This window comes from Nocardioides sp. URHA0032, from assembly GCF_000620645.1.
Taxonomy (GTDB): domain Bacteria; phylum Actinomycetota; class Actinomycetes; order Propionibacteriales; family Nocardioidaceae; genus Nocardioides.
On sequence record NZ_JIAV01000019.1, the window covers coordinates 152,679 to 171,279 of the forward strand.

Genomic DNA, 18,601 nt, shown 5'->3' on the forward strand with positions numbered 1-18,601 from the left:
GCGGGACCTAGAAGGGGTACGGCGCCACGTCGGGCCGCATCGTCAACCACTGGATCTCGGTGAAGGACTCGAGGTTCGCCTGCGCGCCACCGATCCGGGAGCCGTTGCCGGAGGACTTGAAGCCGCCGAACGGCGCCTGCGCCTCGTCGGACACGGTCTGCTCGTTGATGTGCACCTTGCCGGAGGTGACGCGGTCCGCGAGCCGCATGGCCTCGCCGACGTCGCCGAGGATGCCGACCGAGAGCGCGTAGTCCGTGCCGTCCACGAGCTCGACGGCCTCGTCCAGGGTCGAGAAGCTCACGACCGGCGCGACTGGGCCGAAGATCTCCTCGGTCCAGGCCGGGTTGTCGAGCGCCACGTCGGCCAGCACGGTGGGCTGGTAGAACGGCCCGTCGTTGGTGCCGCCGGCGAGCAGCCGGGCGCCGTGCTGGACGGCGTCCTGCACGATCGAGTCGACGCGCTTGAGCTGCTTCTCGTCGATCATCGGGCCGAGCGCGACCGTGCCGGACTTCGGATCGCCCACCGGCAGGTGCTGGGCCTTCTCGGCCAGCGCGGCGACGTACTCCTCGTAGAGCGACTCGTGCACGATGTGGCGGCCCGCGGTCATGCAGATCTGGCCCTGGTGCAGGAACGCGCCGAACGCGCCGGCGCTGGCGGCCTTCGCGACGTCGGTGCCGGGCAGGACCACGAGGGCGTTGTTGCCCCCGAGCTCGAGGTGGGCGCGCTTGAGCAGCCCGGACGCGCTCTCGCCGACCTTTCGGCCCGCGGCGGTCGAGCCGGTGAACGCGATGACGCCGACCTGGGGCGCCTCGACGACCGCGGCGCCGATCTCTCCGTCACCGGGGAGCAGCGCGAGCAGCCCGTCGGGCAGTCCGGCCTCCTGGAAGACCCGGACCACGACGACGCCGCCGCAGACCGCCGTGCGCGGGTCGGGCTTGAGCAGGACGGCGTTGCCGAGCGCGAGGGCCGGGGCGACCGCGCGGACGCTGAGGATGAGCGGGAAGTTGAACGGCGCGATCACGCTCACGACACCGACCGGCCGCCGGCGCGCGAACGACCAGCGGTCGTCGTTCGTCGCGAGGACGTCGCCGGCCGGGTGGGTCGGGAGCCCCGCCGCCTCGAAGCACTCGCTCGCGGCGACGTGGGTCTCGAGACCCGCCTTCGGCGGGATGCCGCCGGACTCGCGGACGATCCAGTCCTGGATCTCCTCGGCGTGCTGCTCGAAGAGGTCCCCGGCCCTGCGCAGCACCGCCGCGCGCTCCTCGGGCCTGCGCGCCGCCCACTCCTTCTGGGCGTCCGCCGCGCGGCTGGCCGCCCGGCGTACGTCCTCGACGCTCGCCACGCCGTAGCTCCCGAGGGTCTCGCCGGTCGCCGGCTCGATGCTGGCGGCGGTCCCCCCGCCGCCGTCGGTCCACCCGTCGATGAAGAGCTTGCCGGTCCAGGTCTGCGGGTCGAGGAGCGTCATCCTCCGAGTGTGACCCGCGGTCGGCGGCTCCGGAAGCGGGCGTTCTGCTCAGCGGAACTCAGTCGCGGTTGGCGAGGTCGAGCAGCACGTCGGCGTGGCAGGGCAGCTCCGGCCGGCACCAGCAGGCGAGGTCCTTGCCGGCCAGTGCCCGGCGTACGTCGTCGGCGGTGTAGGGCAGTGCGCCCCCGAGCAGGTCTCGGCGGAACGCCTCGACCGACGCGCGGTGCGCCTCGACGGTGTGCTCTCCGATCGGGTGCGGGTTGCCCCAGCAGGTCGGGCGCGCCACGACGACGGCGTGCTCGGGCTTGCGCCAGCCCGCCGTCCGCCTCAGCTGGATGCGCTGCGGCACTGCTGCCTTCCTCTCCCCCGGAACTTCCCGGGCACTGCTGTCGCTTCCCGGGCATTGCAACGCCCGCCAAGTGCCGGGATCCCCGGTGAGCCGGGGATCCCGCCCCCGCTCAGCCGAGGTCGACGATCGCGGCGACCGGGCCGCCGCCGTCCGGGCCCTGGTGGGCGGCGGAGACGGAGACGAAGACCGCGGGGTCGCCGGTGACCGCCGCCGTGACACCGCCGACGCAGGCCTTGATCTGGCGGTGCCAGTGCACGTCGGAGTCGTCGAGCATCGCGTTGCGCCGGCCGCGGACCTCGCCGTCCTGCGACGCCTCGCACTTGAGGAACACGTTGACCAGCCGGCCGTCGAGGTCGGAGGTGCGCGGCCGCTCGGGCAGGTCGAGCCCGGCGGAGCGGATCGCCTCCCAGATGCCGTCCTGGTCGAGGGCGTCCTCCATCACGGAGTGCCCGATGCGGTACCGGCCGCCCACACCGGTCGCGTTGCCGACCACGACGACCTGGGCCTGGTCGAGCTCGACGCCGGAGGAGCAGGACGCGACCGAGGAGTACAGGGACCGGTCGTGCATGACGTCCGCGTCGGTCGGCATCTCGATCTCGCCCAGCGCGACCGCGATGCCGAGCGCCGTACAGCCGTTGGAGAGGTCCATCGACTCGTGGGTGTGCTCGGTCCACACCGTCTTGCCGCGCGACTTGGCGTCGCGGATGGTGTGGATGGTCAGCAGCGGCGTCTTGGTCTGGACGTAGTGCACGTCGGCCGGGTCGGTGATGCCGGCCCGCTCCATCGCGACCTTCACGGCGTCCGCGACCTTGGTGATCATCGGCGTGCGCCCGATGTCCTCGGGCAGCAGCTGCTCGCTCATCGCGAACCCGACGGTCAGCCGCGGGTCCTCGGTCGGCTCGGCGTCGGTGGTGGCGAAGATCGTGGCGTGCGGGCTGATCACGCCGTCCGTGCCGCCCGACCAGACGATCGGGACCTGCCTGACCTGGTCCGCGGGGGCGCCCTTGGCGACCAGGACCTCACGGAACGCCCGGTCGGCGATGATCCGCGTGTAGTCGTTCACGCCGCCGTTGCCCTCGGTCTTGCCGATGATCGCGATCACCCGGCCGGCCTCCATGACCCCGTCGTCGATGAGCTTCGCGAGCTCGCTGGCGTCGGCGACCGAGTGGATCGGGACCTTGCGTACTTCGATGGCGCTGGGCATGGGGTTCCTTCTCCTGGGGGTCAGTTCGGTACGACGACCGTGCCGGCGTCGCCCGTGATGGCTGAGGTGATGTGGTCGAGGTCGGTGATCACGGCCCGCACGCCGCCCTGCTCGACGAACCGGCACGCGGCGTCGACCTTGGGGCCCATCGAGCCGCTGGCGAAGTGGCCCGCCGCGGCGTACTCCCGCATCTGCGCGAGCGTGACCGTGCCGAGTGCCTCCGCGTCCGGCGTACCGAAGCGGAGGACGGCGTTCGGGACGTCGGTGCCGATCACGAGCACGTCGGCGTCGACGGTCCGGCCGAGCAGTGCCGCGCCGAGGTCCTTGTCGATGACCGCCTCGACCCCGCGCAGCGAGCCGTCGGGGTCCCGGACCGTGGGGATGCCGCCGCCGCCGTTCGCGACGACGACGAAGCCCGCGTCGACCAGCGCCCGGACGGCCGGCGCGTCCAGGATCTCGAGCGGCGCGGGCGAGGCGACGACGCGCCGCCAGCCCTTCTCACCGCGGTCCTCCCAGGTCTCGCCGTGCTCGACCAGCAGCGCCGCCTCGGCAGCCGGCAGGAACCGGCCGATCGGCTTGGTCGGGTGCGTGAACCCGGAGTCGTCCGCGTCCACGAGAGTGCGGGTCACGAGAGCGGCGGCCCGCCGGTCGACGCCGCGGTCGGCCATCGCCCCCTCGAGCGCGTTCATGAGCACGAAGCCGAGCGTCGCCTGGGTCTGCGCGCCGCACCAGTCCAGCGGGACCGGGGGGACGACCGCCGCGGCCAGCTCGTTCTTGACCAGGAGGTTGCCGACCTGGGGGCCGTTGCCGTGGGTGATCACCACCTCGACGTCCCGGCGCAGCAGGTCGGCGACCGCGGCCATCGCGACCTGCGCGGCGGCGATCTGGTCCTCCGGACGGGCCCGGCCGTCGGCGTTCGTCATGGCGTTGCCACCGAGCGCGAGCAGGACCCTCATGCGACGAACCTAGTGACCGCGTGGGCGCCGGGCACCGTCGCCGCTCCACGAGTCCGAAGCGGTTTCGCTGGCAACTGTTGCCAGCGCTGGCGGGGTGGGGCCGGTGGGGGTCGCGCCGTCACCGTCGGAGGAGTCGACGGGCCGGAGCCCGACAACTGTCCACGGGGCGACGCGGCGGGCCCGGTGTCCGTCCCCAGCCCCGCGGTTGGTGACCAAACCGCAGCATTTCCGGCGCCGGACGTGCGGTTGGTGACCAATCCGCGAACGCCGACACGCCGGGGCGGACGACCTAGCGACCGCCGGCGACCCGCAGCGTCGTGCCGGTGACGTACGACGCCTCGTCGCTCATCAGCCACGCGATCGCGTCCGCGACCTCGTGCGGCTCGCCGGCACGGCCGAGCGGGACCAACGGGCCGACCCGGTCGAGGCGGCCGGGCTCGCCGGCGTCGGCGTGGATGGTGGTGCGCACGATGCCGGGCGCGACGCCGACCACGCGGACGCCCTCGCCCGCGACCTCCTGGGCGAGCCCGACGGTCAGCGTGTCGACACCGGCCTTCGCGGCGGCGTACTGGACGTACTCCCCCGGCGAGCCCAGCGTCGCCGCGCCCGAGCTGACGTTGACGAGCACGCCCCCGGAGCCGCCGTACGACGTGCCCATGGCGCGGACGGCGGCCCTGGCGACGTAGAGCGCCGAGGTGAGGTTGAGGTCGACGGTCGCGGCGATCACGTCGACGGGGGTCTCGGCGAGCGGTCCGATGTGCAGGGTGGCGCCGGCGTTGTTCACGACACCGGTGACGGCGCCCGCCTCCTCGAAGAGGCGGTCCACGGCCGACGGATCGGTGAGGTCCACGCGGACCACCTCGCAGTGGGCACCGGCGTCCTCGACGGCCAGCCGGGTCTCCTCGGCCGCCCGGTCGTCGCGGGCGTACCCGAGCACCAGCTCGTGCCCGTCACGCGCGAGACGGAGCGCGGTGGCGGCGCCGATGCCGCGGGTGCCTCCCGTGATCAGGGTCCTCATGCGAGCTCGAAGTCCTCGAAGTCGAAGCCGGGCGAGACCAGGCAGCTGACCAGGGCGTCGGCTGCGCGCGGGACCGTGCGCTGCCAGGTCCCGCCCGGCACCAGCGCCTGCGGGTGCCCGGCGTCGATCTCGACGACCGCGCCCGTCTCCGGCGTGCCACCCGCGCCGCCGAGCTCGAGCGTCACGGCGCCCCGGTGCGCGAGCCAGACCTCGTCGGAGGTCACCCGGTGCCACGCGGAAGAGTCCCCTGCCGGCAGCAGGAAGTGGATGAGCGTCGCGGCCGGCCGCGCCCGGCCGTCGGGCAGCGTGACGGTCTCGGGCGAGACCCAGGTCTGGCGGTACCACCCGCCCTCGGGGTGCGGCTCGAGGTCGAGCGCCTCGGCGAGAGCGGGGCGGGTCACGGTGCGACCCCGTGCAGCCGCGCGTGCAGCGCCCTGACCTCGGCCTCGAGCTCCGGCGCCGGCCCGTCCACGGGTACGCCGGGGGCGACGTCGTTCACGGCCAGCGGTCGCACGGGTCCGGGTGCCACGCCCCAGGCGGTCAGCCAGCCGACGAGCTGCTCGGTCGAGACGGCATACACGATCCGGCCGAGCCCGACCCACGCGTGCGCGGCCGAGCACATCGCGCAGTGCTCACCGGACGTGTAGACGGTGCACGCGGCGCGGTCGGCGGCCGGGACGTTCTCGCCCGCCCAGCGGGCGATGTCGAACTCGGGGTGCCGGGTCTGGTCGCCGTCCTTGACCCGGTTGCGGTCGGCGTACAGGACCTCGCCGGTGCCCGAGACGAGCACCGAGCCGAACGGCTCGTCCCCGTCGTCGAGGGCCTCGCGGGCCAGGTCCACGCAGCGGCGCAGGTGCTGGAGGTCGGTCTCGCTCACGCTCACGCACCCGAGTCTCTCAGCCCGCGCGGCGCGGCGTGGCATGGTGGGGAGGTGCTCCGTGACACGCCGCCGTTCCGGGCCGACCACGTCGGCAGCCTGCTCCGCCCGCGGCACCTGCTGCGGGCCCGGGAGGACCACGCCGCCGGGACGATCGACGCCGACCGCCTCCGCGCGATCGAGGACGAGGCGATCGTCGAGGTCATCGAGCTGCAACGCGCGGCCGGGCTGCGGTCGGCGACCGACGGCGAGTTCCGCCGCGGGTCGTGGCACATGGACTTCATCTACAGCCTCGACGGCGTCAGCAAGGCCCAGGACAACCTCACCGTGCACTTCAAGAACGCCGCGGGCGAGATCGACTTCACCCCGGCAGCGCTGCGGGTCGACGGGAAGCTCGGCGTCTCCGAGACCATCTTCGGCGACGCGTTCACCTTCCTCCGCGACCACGTCGCCGAAGGCGTCACCCCGAAGCTCACGATCCCGTCCCCGAGCATGGTCCACTACCGCGGCGGCGCGGCGGCCATCGATCCGGCGGTCTACCCCGGCATCGAGGACTTCTGGATCGACCTGACCGCGGCGTACCGCGAGCAGGTGCGCCGCGTCCACGACCTCGGCTGCACCTACCTCCAGCTCGACGACACCTCTCTCGCGTACCTCAACGACCCGGAGCAGCGGCGCGCGATGGCCGACCGCGGCGAGGACTCCGAGCACCTCCACGAGGCCTACATCCGGCACCTCAACGAGGCGCTCGACGGTCGGCCCGAGGGGCTCACCGTCACCACGCACATGTGCCGCGGCAACTTCCGCGACTCGTGGGTCGCCGAGGGCGGCTACGACTTCGTCGCCGAGGCGCTGTTCACCCAGCTCGGCGTCGACGGCTTCTTCCTCGAGTACGACGACGAGCGGTCCGGCTCGTTCGAGCCGCTGCGGCACGTGCCCGCCGGCAAGCTCGTCGTGCTCGGCATCGTCACGACCAAGCACGGCGAGCTCGAGTCCAGGGACGTGCTCAGACGCCGGCTCGACGAGGCCGCGCAGTACGTCGACCTCGAGCAGGTCTGCATCTCGCCGCAGTGCGGCTTCTCCTCGACGTCCGAGGGCAACTCCCTCAGCGTCGACCAGGAGAGGGCCAAGCTCGCCCTGCTGGTCGAGCTCGCGGACGAGGTCTGGGGCTGACCGCGGGCGGGGAGCGGTCGCTACGCTCGCCGCACACCCATCCGGCTCGGGACCGCTCAGGAGAACTCGCAATGCAGACCGAAGTGCTCTACAGCCCCGCGTACGCCGCCGCCAAGCTCACCCTCGCCCAGGGCGAGACCGTGCGTGCCGAGGCCGGCGCGATGCTCGCCATGTCCCCCGGCATCACCCTCGAGACGTCCACGCAAGGTGGGCTCCTCAAGGGCCTGAAGCGCTCCGTGCTCGGGGGCGAGTCGTTCTTCATGAACACCTTCACCGCCCAGGTCGACGGCGCTGAGCTGTTCGTCGCGCCCTCCCTACCCGGCGACATGGTCGCGTGGCCGCACCAGGGCACGCTCTACGTGCAGTCGGGCTCGTTCGTCGCGAGCTCCGCCGGCGTCCAGGTCGACACCGACTGGGGCGGGGCCAAGACGTTCTTCTCCCGCGAGGGCCTGTTCATGCTGCGGGTCTCCGGCCAGGGCGAGCTGGTGCTCTCGAGCTACGGCGCGATCCACGCCGTCGACCTGCAGGCCGGCCAGACCTACACGGTGGACACCGGCCACATGGTCGCGTGGACCGAGGGCATCCAGTACGCCGTGCGCAAGGTCGGCGGCTGGAAGTCCACCTTCTTCTCCGGCGAGGGCCTGGTCTGCGACCTCACCGGACCCGGCCGGATCTATCTCCAGACGCGCAGCCAGGACGCGTTCCTCGACTGGCTGATCCCGCGACTGCCCACGCAGAACAACAGCTGACCGGCCGACGTTCCGGTCAGCCGGACGTCAGCACCAGCTTCACGTCGTCGTCGTTCGTCAGCGTGAGGGTGCCACCGTCCAGTGACGCGTCCATGCCGTCGGTGAAGACGCCGGCCAGCCACTGGTCCTGGTCGGCCAGGTCCGAGGTGGGGCACGCCATCGTCGTGGACGCGGCCGGAGCGGTCCACTTCAGCACGCCGTCGACGACGTCGTACCTGCCGGTCTGGGTGTTGCAGCCGGCCTTGACCGCGATCGTCTGGTCCTGGAAGGACAGCGTGAGCGTCGTGCCCTCCACGAGGTCGTGACCACTCACGTCGGTCGAGGAGTACGTCGAGGCCTCGAGGTCGGACGTGTCCGGCGCAGCGGCACCGTCCTGGTCGTCAGAGCCACAGGCAGTCAGCAGCGTGAGGGCGACGAGGCCCAGCAGCATGCGCATTCGGTTCAGCTCCCCGAGAAGGTCGTCCTCCCACCTGACCACGAGATCGGCCCGGCGGCAAGCCGCGCCGATGGCGCTGCTCAGAACTGCACGGGGTCCCGGACGATCGGGCAGGTCATGCAGTGGCCGCCCCCGCGGCCCCGGCCCAGCTCGGCGCCGACGATCGTGATCACCTCGACGCCGGCCTTGCGCAGCAGCGTGTTCGTCAGCGTGTTGCGGTCGTAGGTGAACACCACGCCCGGCTCCACGGCCACGGCGTTGTTGCCGCTGTCCCACTGCTGCCGCTCGGACTGGTAGACGTCGCCGCCGGTGTCGATGACCCGGATCGACGGCAGCCCGAGCTCGCGGGCCACCACGTCGACGAACGGCGTCGTCCCCTCGTCGCGGACCTCCACGCCCGGCGCCGCGTCGGACGGCGTCAGCGTGAAGGTGTGCACCGCGTCCATGATCGTCGGGTAGAGCGTGACGATGTCGCGGTCCACGAACGTGAAGACGGTGTCGAGGTGCATCGCCGCCCGCAGCTTGGGCATGCCGGCGACGACCACACGGGTCGCCGCACCCTGCTCGAAGAGGGCCCGGGCGACCTGCGTGATCGCCTGCCGGGAGGTCCGCTCGCTCATGCCCACCAGCACCACGCCGTTCCCGACCGGCATCACGTCGCCGCCCTCGAACGTCGCCTGGCCCCACTCGACCTCGGGGTCGCCCCACCAGACGGTCGAGCCGACGTAGTCGGGGTGGAACTGGTAGATGGTCTTGTAGATGAGCGTCTCGTCCTTGCGGGCCGGCCAGTACAGCGGGTTCATCGTGAGGCCGCCGTACAGCCAGCAGGTCGTGTCCCGCGTGTAGAGCGTGTTGGGCAGCGGCGGCATCAGGTACTCCCGCGCGCCGGTCGACTCCCGCACGAGCGCGAGGTACGGCGTCCGGTGCTCGTCGGGGAGGTCCTGGGTCGCGAGCCCGCCGATCAGGAAGTCCGCCAGCTGGCGCGAGCCGAGCGACTCCAGGTAGGAGCGCGTCAGGTCGACGAGGCCCAGGCCGACCCGGTTCGCGACGATCTTGCGATCCAGCAGCCAGTCCCTGGCGCCCGGCACCTCCATCGTCTGGGCCAGCAGGTCGTGCAGCTCCACCACCTCGACGCCCCGCTGCGTGAGCTTGTTCACGAAGTCCGCGTGGTCGCGCTGGGCGTTCTCGACCCACATCACGTCGTCGAAGAGGAGCTCGTCGTTGTTGGTCGGCGTCAGCCGGCGGTGGGCGAGCCCCGGCGCACACACGAGCACCTTGCGGAGCCGGCCCACCTCGGAGTGGACGCCGTACGTCGATGAGGTGCTCATGGGCATTTCCTTCCTGTCATCGGTCTCAGATGGTGATGCGGCCGGTCCAGAGCCCGACCGCCCCGATCACGCCGCCGACCACGATGAGTGCGAACAGCCCGATCTCGGCCGGGCTGAACAGCCGTCGCCCGTGCTCGCTGCGCGCCTTGACGTAGAGGAGCGACGCCGGTGCGAGCAGCACGGTCATCAGCAGCACGAACTTCATGCCAGCCGCGTCGAAGAGGAAGACCGTGTACGCCGTCGCCGCGCCGGCGACGATCGTCTCCTTGCGCCTGACACGCCGAGTGACGCCCTCGTAGGCCTCGCCGGTCAACCCGAGCTTGAGGGCGTACGCCGCCGCCAGCAGGTACGGCAGCAGCGCGAGGCTGGTGGACAGGTCGAGCATGAAGTTGAGCGCGTCGGTGACGAACAGCGTCAGCGCGAGCAGGCCCTGGACCGCGAGCGACGTCACCACCAGCGCGGTGATCGGCGTGCCGCTCTCGTTCTCCTGGCCGAGGAACTCGGGGAAGTCGTCCTGCCGGGCCGGGATGTACATGACCTCGGCGGCCATCAGCGTCCACGCCAGGTAGGCCCCGAGCACCGACACGATCACCGCGACGCTGATGAACCACTCGCCCCAGTCCCCGACCACGGACTGGAAGACGCCGACCATCGACGGCTGCCGGGTGTCGGCGAGCTCGGGCTGCGGGACGACGGAGTAGCTGGACAGCGTGACCAGCGCGAAGATCGAGAGCACGCTGAGGAAGCCCATCACCGTGGCCCGGCCGACGTCCTCGCGGCGCCTCGCGTAGCGGGAGTAGACGCTGGCGCCCTCGATCCCGATGAAGACGAACGTCGTGATCAGCATCGTGTTGCGGACCTGCTCGTTGAGGGAGCCGAGCTCGCCGTACCCGGTGGCCGTCCAGTTGTCGGCGAAGACGCCGGCGTCGAAGTTCACGAACAGCACGACGATGAAGACCAGGATCGGCAGGACCTTGAAGACCGTGACGATCCGGTTGATCACGGCGGCGTCGCGCACTCCCCGGGCGATCAGGTAGTGGAACGTCCAGACGCCCACGGTTCCCAACGCCACGGCGAGCACGGTGTCGCCGTCGCCGAAGCTGTCGAAGAACGCGCCGAGCGTCGACCCGATGAACACCCAGTAGAAGGTGTTCCCGGCCACCGTGCTGGCCCAGAAGCCGATCGCGGAGTTGAAGCCGGCGTAGTCGCCGAAGCCGGCCGTGGCGTAGATGAAGACACCGGAGTCGAGCTCGGGCCTGCGGATCGCGAGGTTCTGGAAGACGAACGCCAGCATCAGCATGCCCGTGCCCGCGACCGCCCAGGCGATCAGCGAGCCGAGGATCCCGGTGGCGACGCCGAAGCGGGCCGGCAGCGAGAACACGCCTGCCCCCACCATGCCGCCGACCACCATCGCGGTCAGCGTCGTGACGCTCATCTTCGCGACGGCACCGGCGGGAGCCGTCGCCTCTTCGGTCCGGGTCATGCGTCCTCCTCCAGCTGGGTGGGCTCGGTCCGCTCGACCCGGAACCCGGTGAAGCCGTCCAGCACGCTGAGCACAGGACGTGCGTAGCAGGAGACGGCGTGCGGCAGGTAGAGCAGCGTCGAGACGCCGATGAGGGCGGCAAGCGTCCCCAGCGGGATCAGCGCATCCGCGAGAGTCGGATCCCGCTCCAGCGCGGCCTCGGCATCCTTCATGGCGACAAGGAGGATGCTCCTCGAGGCGCCTGGCCGCCTCCCCCGAACCGGACTAGTCGAGCCCGTTCAGCTCGTCGACCACGGAGAACAGGTCGCCGCGGTCGTAGTAGTCGACAGCGACGTAGTTCGGCGGCCGGCCGCGCTCCTGCTCGCACTCCTCGAGCCGCGGCAGGAGCACGTCGCGGGCGTTCACGAGCGCCGCGTTCTGCGGGACCCGTCCCTTCTCGTCGATCCAGTGGTTGACGAGGAACAGCGACGCGTCGGGGTCCCCTCGGTTGGACGCGCAGCTGAAGTCCGCCGGGCTCTTGAACAGGAACGGCGTGTCCTGGACGACGTCGAAGCCGGGGATGAGCCACGGCCAGCGGTCCCCGCCGCCGCGGTTCTCCATCAGCACCACCAGCCGGGTGCCGGCGTCGATCATCTGCCCCAGCGTCGGCCAGCTGCCGTCGGTCGCGGGTGTGTAGACGTACGGCTCGAGCCCGGCGGCCTCGACGACGCCAGCGGTGTCGGCCGGGGTGACCTCGTCCTGCACGAACAGCGTGACGACGTCCCGGGGGTGCCCGTCCAGCCAGGCCTTGATGTCGCGGAGGTTCTGCAACCAGGGCGTCGAGCCGAGCTCGCACATCGAGTGGCACAGGTACGGGCGCACCTCGCCGCGCGGCGCGAGCCCGGCGGCGCGGCGGAGCCGGAGCGCAGCCCGGACCGGCGTCGCGCCGAAGTCGGCCTTCGCCTGCTCGAACGCCTCCCGGCGCTGCTGGTCCGCGGTGGCGACGATGCCCTGGCGCTCCGTGGCCTGGCCGTACCAGCTGTCGACCAGCAGCACCCGGATCCCGTGGTCGAGCTGCGCGATGATCCCGTCCGGCTGCTCGGCGAAGAGCCATCCTCGCTCGGACGCCGCGGACATCGAGTTGTGCGTGGCGGCGTACGCGACCTCGTCGTACCCGCGGTCGCACAGCTCGACGTGGCCGTTGCAGGGCGGGGGCGAATCCTCCGGCGGCGGATCTCCCGAGCAGCCGGCGAGCAGCAGCACGCCGAGGAGCACGAGGGCCGCCGCGCGGGTCATGCCAGCAGCGCCTGCAGGGTCAGGGTGCCGACCGGCAGCCCGTGCTCGTCGTAGTAGTCGAACATCGCCGAGAGCCACGGGTGCGTGCGCGGGTCCGCGACCTTCTCGGCGGCGAAGCCGGCCTCGCCGGCGAGCCGGCGCACCGTCGCCTGCCGGCTGGCCAGCTCGTACGTCGCACCGGCGTGGCCGTCCTCGAGCAGCACCCGCGCCGCCGCGGCGCCGAGGTCCGCCAGGTCCAGGAAGCCGAACGGCGCGTCCACGTCGTACGGCACCCGGACCACCGGCCCGGAGAGGTCGAGGTTCTGCAGGTAGGCGCCCGGCTGGAGGATCGTCCAGGCGAGCCCCGAGCGCCGGACCAGGTCCTCCGAGACGGCCTTGCCGACGTGGTGCGGCATCGCGGGGACGTACGGCGACGCGACCGAGTGGTAGACGACCCGCTCGACGCCCGCCGCGGTCAGCGCCGCGAGCGCGTCCCCGACGTACGTCGGCTCGTCGGGATGCAGGTTCGGCGCGATCAGGTACGCCGTGTCGCAGCCCGCCAGCGCGCCGGGAAGGTCGTCCCAGTCGGCGCGGCCCAGCGGTATGGCGTCCGGGAGCGCGGCGGTGACCGCGCGGCCTGTCTTGCCGTGGCCTCCGACCACCGCGACTCGGGTCATGGGCCGAGCCTAGGGCGCCGGAGTCTGCTCCTCCTCGTCGAAGCGCGGGTCCGCCAGGAAGTACTGGGCGATCCGGCCGGGCGGCTTCTTCGGCTCCGGCCGCGGCACCGGCACCATCCGCCCCTCGACGGTGTCCCAGAAGGAGTCCGCCGTGTGCATCACCTTCCGGGCGACCAGGCCGAGGAGCCCGGTGTGCGGGGTGTAGGGGTGCGGACGGCTCGGCGCGACCAGCTCGGCGTGGTACAGCCGCTGCGTCAGCCGGTCGAGCTCCTCGTCGGCGAGCACCGCGGTGAGCCGGACGCCGAGCGCCTGCTCCTGGCGGTGGTTGTCGGCGAGCGCCGTGTCGACGTCCGACCACACCTCGGGCCAGGCGAACGAGGTCTCGTACACCGAGCCGTACTCGTGCGCCTTCACGTGCGCGAGCACGATCTCCAGCTCCTTCACGGTGCGGACGTAGTCGTGCACGACCGTGGAGCCGTCCGGCACCTGCTTGCGGGCCGGCGGGAGCAGCACCGCGTCGACGGCGTGCAGGTGCTTGCTCGTGGTGGCGAGGAAGGCGTCGATCCGCTCGTAGCCGTCCCGGGGACGACTGGCCGGCGCCTCCATCGCCCGCGCGGCCTCGAGCCGCTCCGCCATCCGCGAGTGCGTGTGCTGGAGGGAACTGCGAAGGACATCGGTCGTGCCCATCGTCATCACCAACTTCCGGGCGCCGTACTCCTCATGGTGCGCCCGGAACATGAGACCGGCAAGGGCGCCCCTGATCGGGCAGATCGTGCTGAGCGAGGTGCGCGGATCAGCCGAGGTCGAGTGCCGTCGGGTGCCGGGGCTCGTACAGTCCGACCTCGCTGCCACCGGGCAGCCGGAACCTGGTGAGCCGTCCCCAGCGCTCGTCGGTGACGTCGGCCGTCAGCTGGACGCCGCGGGCGCCGAGCTCCGCGACGGTGGCCTCGAGGTCGTCGCACATGAGATAGAGCTCGTGCCCGGTCGGACCGTCGGACGGGTGCACCGCGAGCTCGGCCGGCGGCAGCCGGAAGATCAGCCAGTCGTGGCCGGCATCCACGTACGGCCAGTCGAGGACGTCGCGGAAGAAGGCCCGGTCCGCCGCGGGGTCGCGGCTGAAGAGGACGACGTGGCTGCCGGTGATCACGCGATCACCCCTGCCGCGGCGGCGCGGCCGGCATGAACAGCTCCCGGTCCGGCTTGAGGTCGAGCAGCGGGGTGCCGTCCTGGCAGTCCAGGCCGCGCACGACGAGGGTGCCGCCCTCGATGCGGTCCACGGTCACGATCGAGGTCGCGATCGGGTTCGGGCGCACCGGCGACCGGAGCGCGAAGGTGCCCCGGGTGCTGCCGTCGTTCCGCGGGCTCTGCCGGACCAGGTCGCGGCGTGAGAGGTGCAGCCAGTAGAGGACCTCGAGGCGTTCGTACCGGTCGATCCCGTCGAGCGCGGCGACCCAGGGCTCGAACACCTCGATCCGGCACTCGGGCCCGTCCGCGCGGCCCTGGCGCGGCGTCTCGAGCGTCGAGCTCCAGGGCGTGCGGATCGTGCCGATGAACACCAGGCCGGCGTCCGCGGCCACGGGTGGGTCGACCGCGACCTCGGCATCGCGGAGCTCGTCCTCGCGGGGCACCGACCCCACCTCCTCAGACCAGGTCGACGGCTGCGTACGCCGCGCCCTCGGCGAGCCGAGCGTAGCCCGGGCCGCGGTCGAAGAACGCCTCGCTCGGCTCCGGGCGGCTCGCGCGCTCGGCGACGGTCGCCGCGTCGTCGTACGACAGGGAGCCGTCCTCGAGGGAGCCGCTGAGCACCACGCCGTACGACGCCAGCGCGGCCTCCGGGGAGACCTTGCGCCACACGACGTCGCGGACGACGAGGGCGGGGTCGCGCTGGAGCGGGTCGCCCCAACCGCCGCCGCCGGTGGTCCGGATCCGGATCACCTCGCCCGCCGCGACCGGCTCGGCGTCGGCGAGGGCGTCGACCTCGCGCTCGTGCGGGCCGCCGGGGTCGATGACGACCTCGAACGGCTTGCCGGCGAGGCCGCCCCTGACCCCCCAACACGCCAGGATCGACCGGTCCGCGATCGACATGAAGTGACCGTCCTTGAGCATCCGGATGTGCTTCTCGTAGCCGAGACCCCCGCGGAACCGGCCCGCTCCCCCGCTGTCCGTCGCCAGCGACAGCGACTCGACGCGGAACGGGAAGCGCGCCTCGGTGAACTCGGTCGGCAGGTTCCGGGAGTCCGGGACCACGTGGATCGTGTCCTCGCCGTCGGCGTAGTAGCGGCCGCCGGAGCCGCCGCCCAGCACCTCGCGCATCAGGTACGGCCGGCCCTCGAGGTCCTCGCCGTACACGCCGGTGTAGCGGATCGTCTCCTGGTCGGCGGGCATCTTGCCGTCGACCGCCTTGGCGACGACGCCCGCGAGGACGCCGAGCAGCCGGAGGATCACGAAGGTGCGCGCGTTCGTCGGTGCCGGGAACACCGGCGTCAGCAGGGTCCCGGGCTCCGGGAAGCGCATCTCGATGAGCGGCACGATGCCCTCGTTGACGTCGAGCTCCGCCATCCGCTCGGGGGTGTCGGCGAGGTTGCGCAGGATCGGCGCGAGCCACTTCTTGAGGAACACGCCGTCGCTGTAGTCGCCGCAGTGGTTGATCGGGCCCTTCGCCTGCGGGCTGGTGCCGTCGAAGTCGAGGACCAGCCGCTCGCCCTCGGGGTCGTCGGCGGGCGTCCGGGTCAGCGTGATCCGCTGGGTGTGCAGCATCGGCTCGTCGACGCCGTCGTGCTCTGCGTAGTCCTCCCAGACCCAGGTGCCGACCGGGATCTTGCCGAGGATCTCGCGCCGGTAGGTCTCGGTGGTCCGGCTGATGATCGCGTCGAAGCAGGACTCGACGGTCTCCACGCCGTACCGGTCGAAGAGCTCGCCGAGCCGGCGGGCGCCCATCAGGCAGGCCGAGCACTCGGCGTCCAGGTCGGCGGCGAGCGACTCGGGCATCCGCGAGTTGCGGGTCATGATGCTGAGCGCCGCACGGTTCGGCACGCCGGCGTCCCAGAGCCGGATCGGGGGGACCATCAGGCCCTCCTCGAAGACGCTAGTGGCGTCGGAGGGCATCGAGCCCGGTACGGCGCCGCCGATGTCGTCGTGGTGGCCGAAGGCCTGGACGAACGCGACGACCCTGCCGTCGCTGAAGACCGGCACCGTGACGCAGAGGTCCGGCAGGTGGCCGATGCCTCCCTCGGAGCGGTAGACGTCGTTGTGGAAGAAGACGTCGCCCTCCTGCATCTCCGCGATCGGGAAGTCGCGGGCGACCGGGTGCACGAGCGCGGAGTACGACCGGCCGGTGAGCTTGCGCAGCAGCCGGTCGTGGATGCCGGCGCGGAAGTCGTGCGCGTCCCGGATCATCGGGCTCCGGCTGGTCCGGCCGATCGCGGTCTCGACCTCCATCTCGACCGAGGCCAGCGAGCCCTGCACGATCTCGACCAGCACCGGGTCCGCGCTCGCGCCGGCGTCGTCGGTCAGGTGGCCGAACGGGAACTGGGTGGGGGCGCGGCGGCTCATCGGTCGCTCCTCGTCACGATGATGTTCACGTACTCGTCGATGCGGGCGGTGAACCCCGGGTGGAGCGGAACGGTCGAGCCGAACTCCTCGATGATCGCCGGCCCCTCGACGATGCTGCCGGGGGCGAGGTCGGGGCGCCACAGCACGGGCGTGTCGACGTACCCCTGACCGGCGTCGAAGCAGACCTGCCTGACCGGGTCGTCCGCCTCTCGGCGGCCTATAGGCGAGCCTGGGGCGGACGACCCGACTCGCTTGATCTCGGGCCGGCGGATCGGGCCGATGCCGGACACGCGGAGGTTCACCCACTCGACCTGCTGGGAGTCGTCCGCGGAGAAGTCGTAGCCGTACAGCGCCCGGTGCTCGGCGTGGAACGCCTCGGCGACCGCGCCCGGGTCGAGGACGCCGGTCCCGACCGGCACCCGCACCTCGAACGCCTGACCGAAGTAGCGCAGGTCGGCGGTGCGGACGAACCGGTGCTCGGTGGGCTCGAAGCCCTCCTTGGCGAGGGCCTCGGCCGCCTGCGCGGTCAGCGCGTCGTAGATGCCGGTGACCGTGGCCGGGTCCAGGTGCTCCGCCAGCGTCACGTGGGTCTGCACGTAGTCGTTCTTGACGTCGACGGTGAGCAGGCCGAACGCAGAGACGTTGCCGGGGTTGGGCGGCACCAGCACCGTCGACAGCCCGAGCACGTCCATCAGCCGGCACAGCAGCAGCGAACCGGAGCCGCCGAACGTCGTGAGCGTGAAGTCGCGGACGTCGAGGCCGCGCTTGACGGTGACCTGGCGCAGCGCGTTCGCCTGGTTCCACGCGGAGATCTCCAGGATGCCGGTGGCACAGCCCTCGGGGCTCAGCCCGAGCTTGGACGCGAGCTGCTCGATGCCGTCGCGGGCCGCATCGACGTCGAGCGGGATCTCACCGCCGAGCAGGTGCGGGGGGATCCGGCCGAGGAAGACGTGGGCGTCGGTGATCGTGACCTCGGTGCCGCCCTTGCCGTAGCAGAGCGGGCCCGGGTCCGCGCCCGCCGACTGCGGGCCGACCTTGAGCGTGCCCTCGGGGCTCAGCCACGCGATCGAGCCGCCGCCGGCGCCGACGGTGACCACGTCGATCATCGGGATCTTGGACGGGAACGCGCCGACCGACCCCTCCGTGGTGAGCGTCGGCTGGCCGTCGATCACGACGCTGACGTCGGTCGACGTACCGCCGCCGTCGGAGGTCAGCACCCGGTCGAAGCCGGCGACCTTCGCGATCAGCGCCGCGCCCAGGGCGCCCGCCGCCGGGCCGGAGAGCACGGTGGTGATCGGCTGGTGCACGACCTCGTCGGCCGACAGGACGCCGCCGTTGGACTTCATCACGTAGAACGGGATGACCCGGTCGTCGTACGACGTCAGCCGCGACTTGATGTTGTTGACGTACGCCGAGAGCCGCGGCTTGACCGCCGCGTCGACCAGCGTCGTCATCGCCCGCTCGTACTCGCGGTACTCGCGGAGCACCTCGCTGGACAGCGACACGACCGCGTCGGGGTGCTCCTCGGCGAGGATCGCGCGCATCCGGTCCTCGTGCACGGGGTTGGCGTAGGCGTGCAGGAAGCAGACCCCGAGGGTGCTGATGTCCTGTGCCCTGAACCAGCGCGCGACCGCCCGGGCGCCCGCCTCGTCGAAGGGACGCACCTCCTCGCCGTTCACGTCGAGGCGGCCCTCGACGCCCTGGACCCGGTCGCGCGGGACGATCCGTTCCGGCTTGACCCAGAAGTAGCTGTTGCCGTACCCGTCGGGCACCGACTGGCGGGCGATCTCGAGCATCGCCTCGTAGCCGGTGTTCGTGATGAACCCGAGCCGGTCGACCTTGCCCTCGAGCAGCTGGTTCGTCGCGACCGTGGTCCCGTGGCTGACCGCGTCGATGTCCGCGCCGGTCGCGCCGAGCAGCCCGAGCACCTTGTCGATGCCGGCGAGGAAGCCGTCGGCCGGGTTGCCCGGCGTCGAGGGCGTCTTGGTGGTGACGAGCTCGCCCGAGTCCTCGTCGAAGGCGACGACGTCGGTGAACGTCCCGCCGGTGTCGATGCCGATCCGGATCCGCCGGGCCATGG

At 72.0% G+C, this 18,601-nt stretch carries 20 protein-coding genes; 2 read left to right on the forward strand and 18 right to left on the reverse strand.

What is annotated here, in order from left to right:
• Window positions 1-7 precede the first annotated feature (7 nt).
• The 7 genes from N538_RS0109470 to N538_RS0109500 all read right to left on the reverse strand — a co-directional run bounded on the left by N538_RS0109470 (window position 8) and on the right by N538_RS0109500 (window position 5,875).
• Window positions 8-1,465: a benzaldehyde dehydrogenase gene (locus tag N538_RS0109470; protein WP_028637107.1), complete on the reverse strand. Its 1,458-nt coding sequence runs from the start codon at window positions 1,463-1,465 to the stop codon at window positions 8-10.
• Between the two features lie 58 nt (window positions 1,466-1,523).
• Window positions 1,524-1,814 carry a DUF4326 domain-containing protein gene (locus tag N538_RS0109475; protein ID WP_028637108.1) on the reverse strand — a complete coding sequence of 97 codons (291 nt, stop codon included), beginning with the start codon at window positions 1,812-1,814 and terminating at the stop codon, window positions 1,524-1,526.
• Window positions 1,815-1,923: 109 nt separating this feature from the next.
• A complete protein-coding gene (locus tag N538_RS0109480; RefSeq protein ID WP_028637109.1) occupies window positions 1,924-3,018 on the reverse strand; it encodes a ring-opening amidohydrolase in 1,095 nt (364 codons plus the stop codon).
• A 20-nt stretch (window positions 3,019-3,038) separates the two neighbouring features.
• Window positions 3,039-3,974: a carbamate kinase gene (locus tag N538_RS0109485; RefSeq protein WP_028637110.1), complete on the reverse strand. Its 936-nt coding sequence runs from the start codon at window positions 3,972-3,974 to the stop codon at window positions 3,039-3,041.
• Window positions 3,975-4,263: 289 nt separating this feature from the next.
• Window positions 4,264-4,992: an SDR family oxidoreductase gene (locus N538_RS0109490; protein WP_028637111.1), complete on the reverse strand. Its 729-nt coding sequence runs from the start codon at window positions 4,990-4,992 to the stop codon at window positions 4,264-4,266.
• The gene (locus tag N538_RS0109495; protein WP_028637112.1) at window positions 4,989-5,393 is read right to left on the reverse strand and encodes a cupin domain-containing protein; all 405 of its coding nucleotides are present in this window, start codon (window positions 5,391-5,393) and stop codon (window positions 4,989-4,991) included. Before N538_RS0109495 ends, N538_RS0109490 begins: the two co-directional genes overlap by 4 nt.
• Complete coding sequence (locus tag N538_RS0109500) at window positions 5,390-5,875, reverse strand: nucleoside deaminase (RefSeq protein WP_028637113.1); 486 nt, start codon at window positions 5,873-5,875, stop codon at window positions 5,390-5,392. The genes N538_RS0109495 and N538_RS0109500 overlap by 4 nt, the downstream gene beginning before the upstream one ends.
• 48 nt (window positions 5,876-5,923) lie before the next feature.
• Here N538_RS0109500 and N538_RS0109505 point away from each other — a divergent pair, with 48 nt between their 5' ends.
• Together N538_RS0109505 and N538_RS0109510 are read left to right on the forward strand one after the other, a co-directional pair.
• Window positions 5,924-7,042, forward strand: a complete 1,119-nt coding sequence (locus N538_RS0109505; protein ID WP_028637114.1) for a 5-methyltetrahydropteroyltriglutamate--homocysteine S-methyltransferase — start codon at window positions 5,924-5,926, stop codon at window positions 7,040-7,042.
• Window positions 7,043-7,113: 71 nt separating this feature from the next.
• Window positions 7,114-7,791, forward strand: coding sequence for a TIGR00266 family protein (locus tag N538_RS0109510; protein ID WP_028637115.1), 678 nt, complete (start codon window positions 7,114-7,116; stop codon window positions 7,789-7,791).
• A gap of 16 nt (window positions 7,792-7,807) precedes the next feature.
• On the opposite strand, the gene N538_RS24640 is transcribed toward N538_RS0109510, so the two are convergent.
• The 11 genes from N538_RS24640 to N538_RS0109565 form a co-directional block, all read right to left on the reverse strand.
• On the reverse strand, window positions 7,808-8,227 hold the full coding sequence (locus N538_RS24640) for an META domain-containing protein (RefSeq protein ID WP_028637116.1): 420 nt from the start codon (window positions 8,225-8,227) through the stop codon (window positions 7,808-7,810).
• Window positions 8,228-8,307: 80 nt separating this feature from the next.
• Window positions 8,308-9,555 (reverse strand): arginine deiminase, encoded by a 1,248-nt coding sequence (locus tag N538_RS0109520; RefSeq protein ID WP_197025293.1) that lies wholly within the window; start codon window positions 9,553-9,555, stop codon window positions 8,308-8,310.
• A 25-nt stretch (window positions 9,556-9,580) separates the two neighbouring features.
• Entirely contained in the window at window positions 9,581-11,038 is a 1,458-nt protein-coding gene (locus N538_RS0109525; protein WP_028637118.1) for a basic amino acid/polyamine antiporter, read from the reverse strand.
• Entirely contained in the window at window positions 11,035-11,250 is a 216-nt protein-coding gene (locus N538_RS0109530; protein ID WP_028637119.1) for a hypothetical protein, read from the reverse strand. The genes N538_RS0109525 and N538_RS0109530 overlap by 4 nt, the downstream gene beginning before the upstream one ends.
• Before the next feature lie 52 nt (window positions 11,251-11,302).
• Window positions 11,303-12,313, reverse strand: coding sequence for a hypothetical protein (locus tag N538_RS24645; RefSeq protein ID WP_051549093.1), 1,011 nt, complete (start codon window positions 12,311-12,313; stop codon window positions 11,303-11,305).
• The gene (locus N538_RS24650; RefSeq protein ID WP_036570077.1) at window positions 12,310-12,969 is read right to left on the reverse strand and encodes an SDR family oxidoreductase; all 660 of its coding nucleotides are present in this window, start codon (window positions 12,967-12,969) and stop codon (window positions 12,310-12,312) included. Before N538_RS24650 ends, N538_RS24645 begins: the two co-directional genes overlap by 4 nt.
• A gap of 9 nt (window positions 12,970-12,978) precedes the next feature.
• Window positions 12,979-13,656: a hypothetical protein gene (locus N538_RS0109545; RefSeq protein ID WP_155992027.1), complete on the reverse strand. Its 678-nt coding sequence runs from the start codon at window positions 13,654-13,656 to the stop codon at window positions 12,979-12,981.
• 106 nt (window positions 13,657-13,762) lie between these two features.
• Window positions 13,763-14,116 carry a VOC family protein gene (locus tag N538_RS0109550; protein ID WP_028637121.1) on the reverse strand — a complete coding sequence of 118 codons (354 nt, stop codon included), beginning with the start codon at window positions 14,114-14,116 and terminating at the stop codon, window positions 13,763-13,765.
• Window positions 14,117-14,120: 4 nt separating this feature from the next.
• Window positions 14,121-14,597 (reverse strand): tRNA (N6-threonylcarbamoyladenosine(37)-N6)-methyltransferase TrmO, encoded by a 477-nt coding sequence (tsaA, locus tag N538_RS0109555; protein ID WP_028637122.1) that lies wholly within the window; start codon window positions 14,595-14,597, stop codon window positions 14,121-14,123.
• 13 nt (window positions 14,598-14,610) lie between these two features.
• Window positions 14,611-16,521, reverse strand: coding sequence for a hydantoinase B/oxoprolinase family protein (locus N538_RS0109560; RefSeq protein ID WP_028637123.1), 1,911 nt, complete (start codon window positions 16,519-16,521; stop codon window positions 14,611-14,613).
• Window positions 16,518-18,599, reverse strand: a complete 2,082-nt coding sequence (locus tag N538_RS0109565) for a hydantoinase/oxoprolinase family protein (RefSeq protein ID WP_028637124.1) — start codon at window positions 18,597-18,599, stop codon at window positions 16,518-16,520. The genes N538_RS0109560 and N538_RS0109565 overlap by 4 nt, the downstream gene beginning before the upstream one ends.
• Window positions 18,600-18,601 lie beyond the last annotated feature (2 nt).

Coding starts and splice junctions, on each gene's coding strand:
- N538_RS0109520 (WP_197025293.1), bottom strand. CDS start 9,555: ATGAGCACCTCATCGACGTACGGCGTCCACTCCGAGGTGGGCCGGCTC.
- N538_RS24645 (WP_051549093.1), bottom strand. CDS start 12,313: ATGACCCGCGCGGCGGCCCTCGTGCTCCTCGGCGTGCTGCTGCTCGCC.
- N538_RS0109485 (WP_028637110.1), bottom strand. CDS start 3,974: ATGAGGGTCCTGCTCGCGCTCGGTGGCAACGCCATGACGAACGCCGAC.
- N538_RS0109470 (WP_028637107.1), bottom strand. CDS start 1,465: ATGACGCTCCTCGACCCGCAGACCTGGACCGGCAAGCTCTTCATCGAC.
- N538_RS0109510 (WP_028637115.1), top strand. CDS start 7,114: ATGCAGACCGAAGTGCTCTACAGCCCCGCGTACGCCGCCGCCAAGCTC.
- N538_RS0109560 (WP_028637123.1), bottom strand. CDS start 16,521: ATGAGCCGCCGCGCCCCCACCCAGTTCCCGTTCGGCCACCTGACCGAC.
- N538_RS0109530 (WP_028637119.1), bottom strand. CDS start 11,250: ATGAAGGATGCCGAGGCCGCGCTGGAGCGGGATCCGACTCTCGCGGAT.
- N538_RS24640 (WP_028637116.1), bottom strand. CDS start 8,227: ATGCGCATGCTGCTGGGCCTCGTCGCCCTCACGCTGCTGACTGCCTGT.
- N538_RS0109480 (WP_028637109.1), bottom strand. CDS start 3,018: ATGCCCAGCGCCATCGAAGTACGCAAGGTCCCGATCCACTCGGTCGCC.
- N538_RS24650 (WP_036570077.1), bottom strand. CDS start 12,969: ATGACCCGAGTCGCGGTGGTCGGAGGCCACGGCAAGACAGGCCGCGCG.
- N538_RS0109545 (WP_155992027.1), bottom strand. CDS start 13,656: ATGGGCACGACCGATGTCCTTCGCAGTTCCCTCCAGCACACGCACTCG.
- N538_RS0109490 (WP_028637111.1), bottom strand. CDS start 4,992: ATGAGGACCCTGATCACGGGAGGCACCCGCGGCATCGGCGCCGCCACC.
- N538_RS0109565 (WP_028637124.1), bottom strand. CDS start 18,599: ATGGCCCGGCGGATCCGGATCGGCATCGACACCGGCGGGACGTTCACC.
- N538_RS0109525 (WP_028637118.1), bottom strand. CDS start 11,038: ATGACCCGGACCGAAGAGGCGACGGCTCCCGCCGGTGCCGTCGCGAAG.